The sequence below is a fragment of the Candidatus Syntrophosphaera sp. genome (assembly GCA_019429425.1).
Lineage (GTDB): Bacteria > Cloacimonadota > Cloacimonadia > Cloacimonadales > Cloacimonadaceae > Syntrophosphaera.
Map to the genome: position 1 here is coordinate 1 of JAHYIU010000055.1, position 15883 is coordinate 15883.

Annotated in this window: 10 protein-coding genes; 9 read left to right on the top strand and 1 reads right to left on the bottom strand. The window is 55.6% G+C overall.

What is annotated here, in order from left to right; genetic code table 11:
• Nucleotides 1–815 precede the first annotated feature (815 nt).
• Nucleotides 816–3065 carry a heavy metal translocating P-type ATPase gene (locus tag K0B87_06735; GenBank protein MBW6514436.1) on the top strand — a complete coding sequence of 750 codons (2250 nt, stop codon included), beginning with the start codon at nt 816–818 and terminating at the stop codon, nt 3063–3065.
• A 33-nt stretch (nt 3066–3098) separates the two neighbouring features.
• On the opposite strand, the gene K0B87_06740 is transcribed toward K0B87_06735, so the two are convergent.
• A complete protein-coding gene (locus K0B87_06740) occupies nt 3099–5015 on the bottom strand; it encodes a von Willebrand factor type A domain-containing protein (protein ID MBW6514437.1) in 1917 nt (638 codons plus the stop codon).
• A 517-nt stretch (nt 5016–5532) separates the two neighbouring features.
• On the opposite strand from K0B87_06740, the gene dapA reads away from it, so the two are divergent.
• The 8 genes from dapA to K0B87_06780 form a co-directional block, all read left to right on the top strand.
• The gene (gene dapA / locus K0B87_06745; protein MBW6514438.1) at nt 5533–6408 is read left to right on the top strand and encodes a 4-hydroxy-tetrahydrodipicolinate synthase; all 876 of its coding nucleotides are present in this window, start codon (nt 5533–5535) and stop codon (nt 6406–6408) included.
• Nucleotides 6409–6423: 15 nt separating this feature from the next.
• The gene (locus K0B87_06750; GenBank protein MBW6514439.1) at nt 6424–9345 is read left to right on the top strand and encodes an insulinase family protein; all 2922 of its coding nucleotides are present in this window, start codon (nt 6424–6426) and stop codon (nt 9343–9345) included.
• A gap of 4 nt (nt 9346–9349) precedes the next feature.
• Complete coding sequence (gene rsgA / locus K0B87_06755; GenBank protein ID MBW6514440.1) at nt 9350–10414, top strand: ribosome small subunit-dependent GTPase A; 1065 nt, start codon at nt 9350–9352, stop codon at nt 10412–10414.
• Nucleotide 10415: 1 nt separating this feature from the next.
• On the top strand, nt 10416–11273 hold the full coding sequence (locus tag K0B87_06760; protein ID MBW6514441.1) for an NAD(+)/NADH kinase: 858 nt from the start codon (nt 10416–10418) through the stop codon (nt 11271–11273).
• Entirely contained in the window at nt 11274–12971 is a 1698-nt protein-coding gene (gene recN, locus K0B87_06765) for a DNA repair protein RecN (GenBank protein MBW6514442.1), read from the top strand. It begins immediately after the preceding gene.
• 7 nt (nt 12972–12978) lie between these two features.
• On the top strand, nt 12979–13914 hold the full coding sequence (locus tag K0B87_06770) for a hypothetical protein (protein MBW6514443.1): 936 nt from the start codon (nt 12979–12981) through the stop codon (nt 13912–13914).
• Entirely contained in the window at nt 13911–14351 is a 441-nt protein-coding gene (locus K0B87_06775; GenBank protein MBW6514444.1) for an NfeD family protein, read from the top strand. The genes K0B87_06770 and K0B87_06775 overlap by 4 nt, the downstream gene beginning before the upstream one ends.
• A 416-nt stretch (nt 14352–14767) precedes the next feature.
• Nucleotides 14768–15883 (top strand): hypothetical protein (locus tag K0B87_06780; GenBank protein MBW6514445.1); only part of this gene is annotated, 1116 nt, incomplete at its 3' end.

Below are 15883 nucleotides of genomic sequence, written 5' to 3' on the forward strand. Positions count from 1 at the left end.
TGTCTTGGAATGTATTTTCGCACATGACCCAAATCATTCAACCGATGGACATAATGTATAGGTTATTCGTTTTAAGGTAAGTGATTATAACATTAGCATGCCACTTTTTTGGGGGTATGCCTTAAATGTTTTGCTATGGATAACTTTAACCAATGGCAAATGTGGTGTTTCTGCATTGAAATGGAAATAACTTCCGGCCCTTGTGCAATTCATGTGGGTCAGGTGTCCATCCGCGACCAGAAGGGGGTGGTAAAATATACTTTACTACAAAGTTCGCGGGGCTCTGTAAAAAGATGGAAAAGGACTCTGTCCACTTTGTAGATTCGGAAGTTGGCAGCCCATTTTTCATAACATCTTAATGCCATCGCCCTCCTTATCAATACGGTGTCAATACGGACTCAATACGGACTTTGTCCGTATTGACACCGTATTGATAAGGGGAGCCATGTGTGAAAAAGTGGATTTTCCCGAATCCATGAATGATCGATAGCACCACTCCATCGGCAAAGAGAGAGGGCACGCTCCGCAGAAGCACCGCTGCCTAAATTGCTTCCTAAGGAAGCCTCGCTGCCTCCGCCGATACAGGATCGATGCCCAGAAAAGGTTTGGTTCCAATTCGACAGCCCAATAGCTTTGACAGAGAGACAAAACAATCCTATCTGCAATTATGTGGAAAGATCCCTTAATAATGCAGTCTATTGTCCCTCAGAATATCTCTTTCTACACTAGTGTCTTGTCAAGCAAGCTTTTTTTGCTTGTCTGAAGCGAATTAGCCAATATCATATTAAATAGATATACATTAGGAAGTAAGACCAATGAAACAACAAATAAACATCGGCATCGACGGGATGCACTGTGCCGCCTGCAGTTCAGCGGTGGAACGGGCTCTTGCCAAAAAGAAGGGCGTCAGCAAGGCCAACGTAAACCTGGCCCTGGAAGAGGCGTATATTGAGTATGACGATAAGCTGCTGGGGCCGGAAGATTTTCGGGATACCATAACGGCAACCGGCTATTCAGTCCGCCAGGAAGCAAGCTTGGGCGAGGACACGCAGATCAGGAACATGCATCAGGCCGCCCGCCGGATGTGGATGGTGTGGGGAATCGCGGTTATCGTTACTGCCCTCATGCTGCCTTTGATGCTGGCCAAACCTATGCCGGCCTGGCATCACGAGGGGGTGTGGCTGATCTTTGGGCTCACTCTGCTGGCGATGCTGTTTCCCGCCCGCGGTGTTTACGTTTCAGCCCTCAGGTCAGTACGTAGTGGCAGCGCCAACATGGATGTCCTGATCGCCATGGGGACCTTGGCTTCTTTTATGGTGACGCCGCTGTCTCTCTTTGTGAAAGGGATCAACCCGCACGATTTTTCCGGCATCGCGGCCATGATCCTGGCCTTTCATCTCACGGGCAGGTATCTGGAAACCCGGGCCCGGGGCAAGGCCTCCGAGGCGATCCGCAAGCTGATGAATTTGGGGGCCAAAACCGCCCTGATCCTCAAAGACGGAGTTGAAACCGAAGTTCCGGTCCACAAGGTCCAGGTGGGCGATGTTTTCATAGTCAAGCCTGGGGCCAAGATCCCGGCGGATGGCGTGATCCTGTCTGGAAGCGGGAGCATCGACGAATCCATGGCCACGGGGGAATCGATGCCGGCCTCAAGGCAGGTGGGGGACCAGGTGATTGGCGCCACCGTCAATCTGGACGGTTATTTCCAGGCCCGGGCGGAAAAAGTGGGCTCAGACAGTTTCCTGGCCCAGGTGATCAAACTGGTGCAGGAGGCCCAGCATTCCAAGGTGCCGATCCAGCTTCTGGCGGACAAAGTAACCGCGGTTTTTGTGCCGATCGTTTTAGTTCTGGCTTTGGCCACATTTGCGGCCTGGCTCCTCTTTCCCGGGGTAATGGGGACAGTGGGTGAATTCCTGCGCGGGATAGTACCCCTCAGCAGCGCCAACACGGGTTTCGCGGCCGCGCTGATGGCCGCGATCGCGACCCTGGTGATCGCCTGTCCCTGCGCGCTGGGCCTGGCAACCCCGACCGCCTTGATGGTGGGTAGTGGCATGGGGGCAGAACGGGGCATCCTGATCCGCAACGGTGAGGCTTTGCAGCGCATGAAAGACGTGCGGGCCATGGTTTTTGACAAGACCGGCACCCTCACCCATGGAAAACCCAGGCTGCTAAAGGCCGTGGGAATTAACACGCCTGAAGAGAAAGTTCTGAGGGTGGCCCGCAGCTTGGAAGCCGCCAGCGAGCATCCCCTGGCCCTGGCCATCGTCGAAGCCGCGGAGAAAAAAGGGCTGAAGCCCCTTCCCATCAAGGATTTTGCCAATCACAGCGGGCGCGGGGTATCAGCCGTGCTCAATTCCCGCACCTATTGGCTGGGAAGCATGGAACTGCTGCGGGAAAACGGCATTTCAGGAATCGAGGGTATTCAGACCGCAGCGGAGTTCAAACACGCCAGCCGCGTTTATTTGGCCAACTCTGACGGCGTTCTGGGCCTGTTTTACATCGCCGACAGCGTGCGCCCCGAAGCCGCCAAAGTGGTGAAAGAACTGAGGAACAAGGGCATAGAGTCCATCCTGCTCAGCGGCGACAACGAGGAAACCGCGGCCGCGATCGCGGCACAGGCTGGGATTTCCAGGTTCCGGGCCAAAGCGCTGCCTGCGGACAAGGTCAGCATCATCCGTGAACTACAAGCGGAATATGGTACCGTGGCTATGGTCGGGGATGGCATAAACGACGCTCCGGCGCTGAAACAAGCCGACATCGGCATCGCCATGGGGCAAGGGACCGACATTGCCATCGAAGCCGCGGACATCACCATTCTGCGGGACAAGCTGGAACTGATCCCCACGGCGGTGGAACTTTCCCTGCAAACCTTCCGCAAGATCCGCCAAAACCTATTCTGGGCCTTCTTTTACAACCTCGTCGCCATACCCCTGGCCGTGTTCGGCGCTCTGCATCCCGTGATCGCGGAGATCGCCATGGCCACTAGTTCCGTGACCGTGGTCACCAACGCCAACCTGCTGCGGCGGAAGATGAAAAAGCAGGAGAAAATAAAAGCGGAAAGATGATCTCTCCGCTTTCTCAATAGTTAACTAACTTGTTCAGTCGGGACGGTTCTCCGTCTTGAGCTGCGCGGCCTTGATTAACAGTTGGATGAATTCTCTCCGGTAGTCGTGCGGATCAGCGCCCAGATTTTCCACTGCCAGTTGGATCACCTTGTCCCAGGTCATGGACCCCTTGTCCTCATAGTCCTGCAGCAGCATGGCGTAGCCCACCACGGCTGAGGAAAAGAGGAAGGTCTGGGAAACGTCCTCCAGGCCCAGGGTTATGTTGTAGACCGGGGTTTCCAGCGGAATGCTCTCATCGCCTGTGGGCGGCTTGTAGCGCAGTTTCACATTCATGACCTCGGGTGATTTGCGCGCTTCCTCGCTGATCTTGATCTCCTGGTATTTGAGGGGATCGAGCCCGGGAATCTCTTCCTTGGAAGCGGTCGGGATGATCTCGTAGATCGCGGTCACGGAGTGCCCCGCGCCCAGTTCACCGGCGTCTTTGGTGTCGTCGCGGAAATCTTCGTCACGCAGCAGCCGGTTTTCATAGCCAATCAGCCTGTATGCTTTTACGTGCGCGGGATTGAACTCCACCTGCAGCTTGACGTCCTTGGCGATGGTAAAGAGCGTGGCGCCCATCTCATTGACCAGCACCTTGCGGGCCTCGGAGATGTCGTCGATGTAGGCATAGTTGCCGTTTCCCTTGTCGGCCAGAAGCTCCAGCCGGTTGTCCTTGTAATTGCCCATCCCAAAGCCGAGTACGGTGAGGAACACGCCCTTATCCCGGTTTTCCTCGATCAGCCTGGTCATGTCGGCATCAGAGGAGACGCCGATGTTAAAATCGCCGTCCGTGCAGAGGATGATGCGGTTGTTGCCGTCCGGGATGAGGTTTTCCACCGCTGTCTTGTAAGCCAGTTGGATGCCGGCCCCGCCTGCGGTTGAGCCTCCGGCCTCGAGGTTGTTGATGGCGGCGGAGATCATGGGTTTTGCCGCTCCGGAGGTGGAAGGCAGCGCCAGTCCGGCCGCCCCGGCATAGACCACGATGGCGATCTTGTCCTGCGGCCTCATGTTCTCCAGCAGCAGGTTCATCGCTTGCTGCACCAGCGGAAGCTTGTTTGGAGAGTCCATGGAACCGGAAACGTCGAGCAGGAAGACCAAGTTGCTGGGCGGCGCTTCGCCCATGTCCATTTTCCTGCCCTGGATGCCGATGTGCACGAGGTTGCGCTTATGGTTCCAGGGGCAGACCCCCATTTCCGTGTAGACCGAGAAAGGATGCTCGCCCTGGGGCTGGGGGTAGTCGTATTCGAAATAATTCAGGAGTTCCTCGGTGCGGATGATGTTGGGCGGAGGAAGCTGGCCCTGGTTCAGCATGCGCCGGACATTGCTGTAGGTGGCGGTGTCCACGTCGATGGAAAAGGTGGAAAGCGGCGCCGTCAGCGGGCTTTTGAAGATATTGGGGGTGATGGGGCTGTAATCTTCGGTATTCCAATCCGGCGGCAGGTAAGACGGCGCGAAGCCCGGCACAGGCTGCATCGCGGAACCGGGGGCCATCTTGCCGTCCATGCTGAAAAAGACCTCGTTGGCCCGGCCGCCGCGGATGTGCAGTTCTCCCATGTCCATCTCTTCCAGCGTGTAGCTGGTTTTGACCTTCAGGGTGATGTTCACGCTGGTGGTTTGCTTGGCTTTGATCTTTATGTTGTTCCGCTCCCAGGGGTCATATCCCGTAAGCGAGGCCACCAGCCTGTATTTGCCGGGGACAAGGCTTTCCATCAGGAAGTGGCCTTGGGCGTCTGTTTTGGCCACGGCGACCCGCTGGCCGCCCAGATGGCATTCAAGCAACGCGTCCCTCAGGGCGTTGCCCTCATTGTCGATCACCTTGCCTCGCAGCTTGCCTGTATCCTGGCTTCCGGCCAAAACCACTGCCAGCAGCAGAGCGCTAATTAGCATCAGCATCAGTTTCTTGGTCATCATTCCTCCCAAGTTTCTAATGCGTATTATACTTTCCCAAAGGTGATTCCCTGTCAAGAAAAATCCCGGCCAGGGTATTGGGAGTGGATACTTGAAAGGGTTACTTTCCATCAAGTCCTAAAATCGGTTGACTGTTTAAAAAGAAGGGACCGCCCACTTTTGACCCTGCCTATCACTTGCCTATCCACTGTCTATCACTTCTCTATTATAGACAAGTGATTGACTGTGGATAGACAAGTGATAGACGCTCTGATTTGAGGGCGGAAGGAGCAAGATGTTGTTTATCAGGAAGATAGGTGGGATCTTGGGGTCGCTATCAGTTTCCTGGATAGTGATTTGTTGGCATAAAGTTGAATATGGTGAAAGCGATTTTTGGCGGTGAGGCAATTTTGTATTGACGGATTTGACATTGTCCGGCAAACTGGAACAAAATGTGATTATTGCTAAAAGGGGCAGGTTCCGGGGAGTCCCCGGGCTTGGCCCGGCGATTCCAACATATTGCCATACAAGGAGTAACGATATGCTGCAAGGTTCCAATGTGGCTTTGGTGACACCCTTCAAGAACGGCGGGGTGGATTATTCCGCCCTGGAAAACCTGATCGAATTTCAGATCGAAAATGGCACGGACGGGCTGGTTTTGCTCGGCACCACCGGCGAAAGCGCTGCCATCGCCTCGGACGAGCGCGACGCCCTGCTGCGCTTTGCCATCCAGCGGATCAACCATCGCGTCCCAGTGGTGGTGGGCACTGGCACGAACAACCTATCCCACACGATCTCCCAGACCAAGCGGGCTCGGGACCTGGGAGCCGATTACGCGCTGGTGTTGGTGCCCTATTACATCAAGCCGACCCAGCAGGGCATGTTCGAGTTTTTCGGCGCGGTCGAGGCCAATACGGACATTCCCATCATCATGTACAATATCATGGGCCGGGCCGGGGTGAACATGACCTCCGCCACGACAGTGCGCATAGCCAAAGCATGTAAAAGGATCGTGGGCATCAAGGAAGCCTCAAACATGGTCGTGCAGGCCTCCGAGATCGTGCGCGACGCCCCGTCTGGCTTCACCTGCCTGAGCGGCGAGGACGGGATCAACATGCCGCTGATGGCCTGCGGCTTCAAGGGCACCATCTCCGTTACGGGAAACATCCTGCCCAAGCTGATGCATGAGCACATGGCCGCCTGCCTGGCCGGGGATTTTGCCACCGCCCTGAAGCAGCATCAGCAGCTGCTGAAGATCAACCAGGCCCTGTTCATCGAGACCAGCCCCATCCCGGTCAAGGAAGCATTGCACATGATGGGCCTGATCGAACTGGAATTCCGCCTGCCCATGTGTCCTTTGCAGGACGCCAACCGCGAGGTTTTGCGCGGAGTGCTGAAAGAATACAATCTGATCTAAATACAGGAGAATATCATGAAAAAGCAGGCTGTGAAGCACGGCTTTGCGCTCAAGGAAACACACCGGATCGAAGAGATCAACGCCACCGCCAATATCTATGAGCACGAGAAAAGCGGCGCGCAATTGATGCATATCGCCAGCGAAGACAACAACAAGGTCTTCTGCGTGGCTTTCAAGACCATTCCGGAGGACAGCACCGGCTGCCCCCATATCCTGGAACATTCGGTTCTCAACGGATCAAAGAACTTTCCGGGCAAATCGACCTTCATGGAGCTGATCAAAGGCTCTCTGCACACTTTCATCAACGCCATGACGGCATCGGACGTGACGCTCTATCCGGTGGCCAGCACCAATGACAAGGATTTTCTCAATCTGACCCGGGTCTACCTGGACGCGGTGTTTTTCCCCAGGATCCATGAGGAGCCGAAGATCCTGCACCAAGAAGGCTGGCATTACGAACTGACCGATCCGGAGGGCGAACTTACCATCAAGGGAGTCGTCTACAACGAGATGAAGGGCGCTTTTTCCAATCCGGACAGCATCATCCAGCGCCATTGCCAGCACGCCCAATTTCCCGATACGCCCTATGGCCATGAATCCGGGGGCGATCCTGAAGTGATCCCCACCCTCAGCTATGAAAAGTTCACAGAGTTCCACAAAAAGTATTACCATCCGGATAACTCGCGCATCTTTATCTACGGTGACCTGGATCCGGATCCGGTCCTGGAAATGATGGACAAAGATTACCTCTCCCATTTCACCAAGGGACAGAAGACCGTATCCATGCCCCTGCAGAAGCCTTTTGCCAAACAGCTCAAGCTGGAACTGGAATACCCCGTGGACGAGCACAAGAACATCGAGGACCAGTACTATCTTTGCCTGAACTACACCTGGGGGCAGATCACGGAAGGCCACACCACTGCGGCTTTGAGCCTATTATCCGATATCCTGATGTCCACACCCGCCTCTCCTCTGAAGCGCAAGATCATGGAATCCGGACTGGCCGCGGATTCCTATTGCTACGCGATGATGGATATCAAGCAGCCGACTCTGATCTTCACCTTCAAGCAGGTTAAAAAGGAAAACATTCCCGCGCTGGTCAAACTGGTCAACACTGAGCTCATGCGCCTGGTGAAGGATGGGATCGACAAGAAGCTGATCGAGGCTGTGATCAACAAACGTGAGTTCTTTGTGCGCGAAGCCCAGATGCAGCATTTCCCCAAAGGCCTGTTTTATATCTGGAGCACACTGTCGGATTGGATGCACGGTGGCGATCCGGTCAAGGCCCTGCGTTTTGAACCGGTTTTTGCCGAGCTGCGCAAAGGCCTCACGGAGCCTTACTTTGAGGCACTGATAGAAAAAGCCATCCTGAAGAACCAACACAGCAGCCAGATCACCTTTGTGCCGGTGCCAGGCCTGGTGGACAAACAGGACCGGGATCTGAAAGCAAAGCTGGCCGAGACCAAGAAAAAGATGAGCAAGAAGCAGATCAAAGAACTGGTCGAATTCAACCGGGAGCTTCATGACTGGCAAAACGAGGAGGTCAGCGCCGAAGATTTGGAGCGCATTCCCATGCTGAGCCTCGAAGACATCGATCCAAGCGCTGAAAGCTATCCCAACCAGATTGAAAAATACACCGAGTTTACTTTGCTGAAACATCCCCTGAACACCAACGGCATCGTCTATCTGAAGGCCTATTTCGACCTCAGCCACGCCGAGGAGGAGGACCTGCCCTGGCTCGCCTTCTACGCCTCGCTTTCCGGTCTGGTGGACACCCAGAATTACAGCTATGCCGACCTTTCCAACGAGATCGACATCAACACGGGCGGGATCTCCCTGCAGTTTGGGCTCAAGAACAGCTATGTGGACCCGGACCTGATCATGCCGAAATTCATCGTTTCCGGCAAGGCGTTGCAGGCCAAGGTTGGCAAGCTGGTGGAACTTGCCGCCGAACACGCCTTCAGGCCTGTGTTTACGGACAAGGCCCGGCTCGGAACGCTGATCCGCGAAGCCAAATCCAGGATGGAGGCCCAGTTGCTGGGCAGGGGCGTGGTGGTCGCGATCAACCGCATGTTCGCGCCTTTCAGCCAGATCCACCATTTTTCAGACCTCACCCAGGGGCTGGGTTACTACCATTTCCTGATTGACCTCGAAAAACGGCTGGCCGAGGATGTGGACTCCGTGATCAAAGGGCTGGACTGGATCCGGGAGACCTTCTTCACCAGGAATAACCTGATCCTCAGCCTCACCTCGGACGAAGAGGGGATCTCTGACGCCTTCCAATATCTGAAGCCTCTTGTGGCCGGCATTTCCCAGGAAGTCTACTCTCCGGTGGAGATCCATTTCCATCCCGTCGACCTCAACGAGGGGATCATGGCGCCGGTGCAGGTCCAATTCTGCGCCAAGGGCGGAAATTTCTTCCGCAAGGGCTATTCCTATTCCGGGAAACTGCGGGTGCTGAACAACATCCTGGCCAACGAATTCCTGCATCGGGAAATCCGCGAAAAAGGCGGCGCTTATGGCGCCATGGCCAATTTCTCAGCGGTGGGGAACATGTATTTCTGCTCCTATCGGGATCCCAATCTGAGCCAGACCCTGGACGTCTACAACCGGGTGCCGGAATTCCTGCGCAATTTTGATTGCAGCAGCCGGGAGCTGGAAAAATACATCATCGGCGACATTTCGATCCTCAACTATCCCAAAACTCCGGAAACCAAAGGCGCCCAGGCCGATGAAGATTACATCACGGGCTTCACCCAGGAAGATCGCCAGCAGATCCGCGACGAGGTGCTCTCCACCAGGATCGAGGATATCCGCGCCTATGCCGACATGATCGAAGCCATCATGAGCAATAACCATTTCTGCGTGTTTGGCAACGAAGCCAGGATCCGTGAGGCCGGCGACCTGTTCGACAGGTTGACCCCGGTTTTCATCTGAGGCGATGAAGCAAAAGGATAAAAAGAAAAGCCAGGTCCGCTCCGGACGGATGACCGCCGTCAAGGTGCCGGACCTGGACGAGCTCGACGACACCCGCGAGCAGGCTGAATTCAAGACCCTGCGTTCGGCCCATAAGCAGCACGAGGTTTATAAAGGGAACCTCGAACTGCAGCGGGGCCGGATCGCTGAGATCATGAGCAATTACAGCTATGTGGTTGAGGTGGGCGGAGTTTACCTCCGGGCCTCGCTTTCCGGCAGGCTGAAGCAATTCACCTATGCCAGCCAGGCGCTTTCCGCGGTGGGCGATGTGGTGGATCTGGATTTTTCCAACGCGCCGGACTACCGCATCGAGAATATCCTGCCCCGCAAAACTACCCTCTCCCGCTATGCCGGGGGCAGCTTTCAAAAGGAGATCATCCTCGCCGCCAACATCGACCAGGTGATCATCACAACTTCCTGGCGGATGCCGCTGATCAAGCCGGGCCTGATCGACCGCTATCTCTGCATCGCCGCGCTGGAGGGGCTGCAGGCCCTGATCGTGGTCAACAAGGTCGATCTCTGCCAGGACAGGGCCGAGCTGGAGGAAACCGTCTCCTATTACCGGGAATCCGGTTTCCGCGTGCTATGCACTTCTCCGCTCACCGGGGAGGGCATGCCGGAACTCAAGGAAGCCCTCAAAGACAGGGACAGCGTGTTCTCCGGCCAGTCCGGAACAGGGAAATCCACGCTCATAAACTGGCTGGAACCGCGCCTCAATCTGTCCACTGCCGAGGTGAGCGATCGCAATGAAAAGGGAAAACACACCACCACCCAGTCGATCCTCATCCCGTGGAGCTTTGGCGGACATTTGCTGGATACGCCGGGGATCAAGACGGTGAACCTGCATCGGGACGCCAAGCCTGACATACCGAGGGTTTTCCCCGGTTTTGAGCGCTGGAGCGACGCCTGCCGCTTCCGGGATTGCAGCCACACCCACGAGGCAGATTGCGCCGTGCTCCGGGCCCTGGGAGACGGGCTGGTGCCGGCCGAACGCTATGAATCCTACCTCAGGATAAGGGACTCGCTCTGATATGAAGAACTTTGCCATCTACATCAATCCCGCCTATGCCGGCAAGGAGGCGATCTATGCCTTGCTGGAAAGGCTCAAACGCGAATACGACATCAATTTCCACGGGCTGCGGGAACAGCAGGACATCCTGCCGGAAGGAATAGGCTTTTGCGACCTGAACAACAACCGCTCCGGGAAGATAGACTGCGTGCTGGTCTTCGGCGGAGACGGCACCATCCTGCGCGCCAAGGACATAGCCCTGCAAACGGGCGCGCCCATTTTGGGCATCAATCTGGGCTACCTGGGTTTCCTTTCCGAAACCACGCTGACGGAATTGAAGGCCTCGATCCGCGACCTGATCAGCAAGAAATACAGCCTGCTGGCCAGGATGCTGATCAGTTGCCAGCTCAAACGCGAGGGGGAGATAATTTTCAAGGGCTTGGCCCTGAACGATGCCGTGGTCTATAAAGCGGACACTCCACGGCTGATCCATGTGCGCATCTTCAACGGGGGCAGATTTGTCTTCGACGCCCGCTGCGACGGCGTCATAGCAAGCACTCCGACCGGCTCGACGGCTTATTCGCTCTCGGTGGGTGGCCCGCTGCTTTCCCCGGAAATGCGGGCCATAGTGCTCAGTCCCCTCAACCCTCATCTTTTGACCATCCGGCCGATGGTCTTTCCCGCCGGGGACCGCATCCTGATGAAGGTGCACGGGCTCACGGTTCCCGCCTCCCTGCAACTGGATGGGGTGAATTGCAGCCGGATCGAGGATAACGACGAGGTGCTGATCACGGCGGCCAAACAGCAGGTGCAGTTCATCAAGCTTTCCAACCGCACCTTCTACCAGATCCTGCGCCGCAAGATGAACCTGGGAAAATAGATGCTGACCGGAATCCAGATCAAGAACTATCTTTTCGTCCCGGAGCAGCGGCTTGACTTCGGTCCGGGAATGACCGTCCTGAGCGGTGAGACGGGGGCTGGCAAATCCATTCTGGTGGGCTCGATCTCTCTCATTTTCGGCGATCCTTCGCCCCCCCTGGAGCCCTTCGACCCCGGCCAACCCATCTATCTGGAGGCAAGCTTCGACATCTCCGCCAATTCGGAACTGCGCTCGTATCTGGAAGAGCAGGGTTATGATCCGGAGCCGGAACTCATCCTTTCCCGCGAGGTAAATACCGCGGGCAGGTCCGCCTATTTCCTGAACGGGAGAAAGGTCACGGCCACACTGCTCCGGGAACTCAAGCCCCTGATGATCGATTTTCACCACCAGCGCGACCAGCAAAGGCTCCTGGCCGCGTCCTACCAATTGCAGCTTCTGGACCTCTATGCCCAGAACGGCCAGATCAAGAAGAGTTTTGCCTCACTCTTCCGCAAACTGAAAGGCGACCTTCGGGAACTGGACAGCCTCAGAAGCGAGGAGGCCAGAAACCGCCAGCTCAGCGACCTTTACCGGTATCAGTTCGAGGAATTGGAAAAGGCCAGCCTGCGCCCGGATGAAGACCACGAGCTGCAGCAGGAGTTTGAATTGCTCAGCCACGCCAAGGAGATCGGCGAAACCGCCGGGGCTGCGGCCTTCGACCTCTACGACGGCGAAGAAAGTGTCCACACCAGGATCAGCCAGGCCATATCAGGGCTGACCCGCTTTTCCGCCCTGAACCAGCGCATCGCCAAAATCGAGCAGGGGCTGCGCGATTGCCAGGAAACCATCGCGGACGCTGCTTCCGAGCTGGGTGACCTCACATCCTCGATCAGCCTGGACCCCAGCCGACTGGAGAGCGTCAACGAGCGCCTGGACCTCATCAACAACCTGCTCTACAAGCACAAAGCCCAGAGCATCGAAGAACTGCTCAGCCTTTTCCAGGAAAGGGAAGCTTCTATTCGCGCCTTTGCCGACCTCAGCGGGAAGATCCAGGCCTTGGAACAGGAGATCGGGGGCGAGTTCCAAGAACTGCGCGGCATGGGCGACCAACTCAGCAAATCGAGGCTGGAAGAGGCCGGACAGCTCTCCACCGAACTCCGGGACAGCATCAGCCTGCTTTCCATCCCCGACGCGCGCTTCAAGATAAGTATTGACAAAAAGACGGATGGTAAAAACCTAATTCCAGAATATCTTGATGCCTGTTCCGAACAGGGTCAGGATGCCTGCCAGTTTTTCTTCAGCGCCAATCGGGGCAGCGAGCTGAAACCGCTTTCCGCGGTGGCTTCCGGCGGTGAGCTTTCGCGCATCCTGCTGGCCATCAAAAAGGTGCTCTCCGAGCGGATCGAGGAAAAGCTGATGATCCTGGATGAGATCGATGCCGGGATCGGCGGCAAGACCGCGGAATACGTGGCCCAGTTCATTTTTCGCCTGGCCCAGCGGCACCGCATAATCTGCATCACGCATCTGGCGCAGATCGCCGCCATCGCGCACCAGCAGATTGCCCTGCAAAAGGAGCCCGGACAGACCAAGAACGTGATCCGGATGCTGCCCCTGGGGCCGGAGCAAAGGCTGGAAGAGCTGGCGCGGATGCTGGGCGGCGACGTTTCCCCGGTTTCGCTCAGGCACGCACAGGAATTGATCAATAAATACAGAACATGAGGTAGTAATGGCCACATCTACAAGACGTCGGATCAGGGCGATCGCGATCTTTGTGATCTTCATCGCTTTGGCTTATGCCGGATTCACAACCTTTTTGCATAAGGCCCCGGTAACTGACACCAGGCTGGTCTTCAGGGACGCGGACACCCATTTCCGCAACACTGGGTCCCTGAACAAGGCCAAAGTGATCGTCCGTAGCGCCAGTATCGCCAAAGCGCTGGAAGCAGTCAACGGCATTGTGAATTCCTACGCCCTGGGAAAGCCCCTGCTCAAAGATGTCAAGAGCAACTACGGCATTTTCATCTTCAAGATCGATGGGAGCATGTTCAACACGGTGCTGGGCCAACTGGCCGAGGCCGGAAACATCGAGGAACACAAGGAGATAGTCGATTCCGTCCTGGTCGTCAAAAGGCTGGCTACCGAAGAAGCGATCCTGGCCAACAAGCGCAACGAACTGGCCGGCATGGACCGCAACGGAGACAGGGTCATGGGCAGCCTGACCGACGCCAAGAACCAGCTCATAGACGAGATCCGCAAGCTCGAGACCACCGTGGATATCCTCAGGCAGAGCGAAACGACCCTGCTCTACATCCAGTTGGTCACCTCCACCGGCGGCAAGAATGTTTCCGTGATCAGGCAGTTTGCCCAGAAATTCGGACTGGCCCTGGTCATCCTCTTCATTGGCACCATACTGCTCTATTACGGCGCCAAATTGCTCATGTACCTGCTGTCCCTGCTGGGCGTGAAAGGATTCGGCCTCGGCAATCTGGGCGGCGGAACTCCATATGGATATGGCAATTATGCCAACCGCTACTACCATCGCCACGGCTATGGCGCCAACCGGCGCAAGGTGAAACGCATCTACAAGGGCAAACCTTCCGCCCCCCAAGGGGATGGGGAAGATCAAAACACAGATGACAACCAAAACTGGGAGAAACCATGATAGAACCCTGGCACGTTTGGATAATCCTGGGGATTATCTTCGTAATCGTCGAGATCCTTGATCCCGCCTTCTTTTTCATCGCCCTGGGCATCGGAGCCATCGGCACCGGCCTGCTCAGCCTGATCCACTTCATCGATGCCAGCATTCCGCTGCAGATCATCATCTTTGCCGTGATCAGCTTCATTGCCTTCCTGTTCGCGCGCAAACTGGGCAAAAAGCTGCTCCAGCACGCCACCGGCGACACAAACGTGGCCGCCCTCAAAGGCAGGACGGGGTTCATCACCCAGTCCATAGCGCCCGAAGGAAAGGGCCATGTCAAGGTCGGCGGTGAGGAATGGGTCGCCGTATCCGAGGATGGAGCCGCGCTCGAAAAAGACACCAGAGTCGTCATCCAGTCTATCGACGGCAACAAGCTGATCGTCAAGAAAGTAGAATAGATCGCCTTTCAGGACCAGCAACCAATTATACCGGCTTTCCCGCCCCAGAGGGAGTGCCGGTTTTTTTCGCGCTCACTTCCCGGGTGTTTATTTTGCCTGAGTGGCTCTCGCGCTGTTCCTCTGACATTTCCCTGTTCCCATCCAGAGCCCCCCTTCCCAGATCGGCGCCAGGGGAAATTTACCTCAACGACAATTCTGGAAACAATGTTCATCAAAACTCATAATTCGACTTGAAATATAAGGCAGTTAAACAACTCCGCCAACCGCATTTTTTCCTTGACAGCAATTTCTTATTCCAATATTTTGGTATCGTCTTATATCTGCCGACTGTGAAAGGAGTTGCATGTTGATACGAATTTCCTAAGGCAGCTCCATTTGCGCGGCTTGGTTCTGTAACTCAGAAATGAGGAGGCGGAATGAAAAGGTTATTGGCGCCACCGATCCTGGCAATCGGTGCGAGAATTGCGACCAAAGGCTCTGAAGGCAATAAATCCACGCTGCTTTCTCTTCCCATTCCGGGAACGAATAACTCCAAGAAGAAGCCGGCAATGCGTGCAAAAACCATCGTTACAACGGTCGTGATGGGAGTTTTGTTACTCGTTGCCTCCCCAGCCTGGTCGGCTTATCTGAGAAATATGCCCGTCACCGTCAAACAGCCAGACGGAACGGAGATCAAGTGCTTTGCCAGCGGGGATGAATTTCACAACTGGCTGCATGATGAAGCCAACTACACGATCATCCCCCATCCGCGGACTGGCTGGTATTGCTATGCCGAACCCAGCGGCGATGATGTGGTCGCGGGGCCCTTGGTCGTGGGACGGGACCTGCCACAAAGCCGGAACCTGGTTCCCGGCATAAACATCAGTCCGGCTTTATACCGGCAGTATTCCCAATCCAGGTTTTTCCTGCCCGAGGATTCCAAAGCCCCCACCATTGGCTTGATCAACAATATCGTGATCTTCATCCGTTTTGCCGATGACCCTGAGTTCGGCCAGGAGATCATCTATTACAACGGTTTGTTCAATGTGAATGCCAATTCCCAGCGCGAGTATTATCTGGAAGCCAGCTACGACCAGTTGACTGTGTACAGTTACTTCTATCCCCCGGAAGTTAATGGCTATGTCGTCTCCTGGCAGGACACCCTTCCGCGCGCCTATTATCAACCCTACAACGAGGCGACAAATCCTGATGGATATACCACTGATAAGCCCGCGAGGGAGTGGACATTGTTAAGAAACGCGGTTACAGCAGTCGATCCGCTGATCCCTTCGGACCTGATAGTCGATGGTGACAATGATAGTTATGTAGACAACGTCGTTTTTGTGGTTCAGGGTTCATCCGGAGCCTGGAACAGCCTGCTGTGGCCGCATCGCTGGGGCATCTGGGGACAACCCATCGTCTATATAAACGGAAAACAAGTATACAACTACAACCTCCAGATGCAGGACTTTCTCAGCTACAGCGGCGTCGGAGTCCTTAGCCACGAATTCTTCCATAGCCTGGGCTCTCCGGACCTCTACCATTATCAAAAT

Excerpts from the sequence above, each read along its gene's own strand:
- K0B87_06735 (MBW6514436.1), top strand. The coding sequence starts at position 816 with ATGAAACAACAAATAAACATCGGCATCGACGGGATGCACTGTGCCGCC.
- dapA (MBW6514438.1), top strand. The coding sequence starts at position 5,533 with ATGCTGCAAGGTTCCAATGTGGCTTTGGTGACACCCTTCAAGAACGGC.
- rsgA (MBW6514440.1), top strand. The coding sequence starts at position 9,350 with ATGAAGCAAAAGGATAAAAAGAAAAGCCAGGTCCGCTCCGGACGGATG.
- recN (MBW6514442.1), top strand. The coding sequence starts at position 11,274 with ATGCTGACCGGAATCCAGATCAAGAACTATCTTTTCGTCCCGGAGCAG.
- K0B87_06770 (MBW6514443.1), top strand. The coding sequence starts at position 12,979 with ATGGCCACATCTACAAGACGTCGGATCAGGGCGATCGCGATCTTTGTG.
- K0B87_06760 (MBW6514441.1), top strand. The coding sequence starts at position 10,416 with ATGAAGAACTTTGCCATCTACATCAATCCCGCCTATGCCGGCAAGGAG.
- K0B87_06775 (MBW6514444.1), top strand. The coding sequence starts at position 13,911 with ATGATAGAACCCTGGCACGTTTGGATAATCCTGGGGATTATCTTCGTA.
- K0B87_06750 (MBW6514439.1), top strand. The coding sequence starts at position 6,424 with ATGAAAAAGCAGGCTGTGAAGCACGGCTTTGCGCTCAAGGAAACACAC.
- K0B87_06740 (MBW6514437.1), bottom strand. The coding sequence starts at position 5,015 with ATGATGACCAAGAAACTGATGCTGATGCTAATTAGCGCTCTGCTGCTG.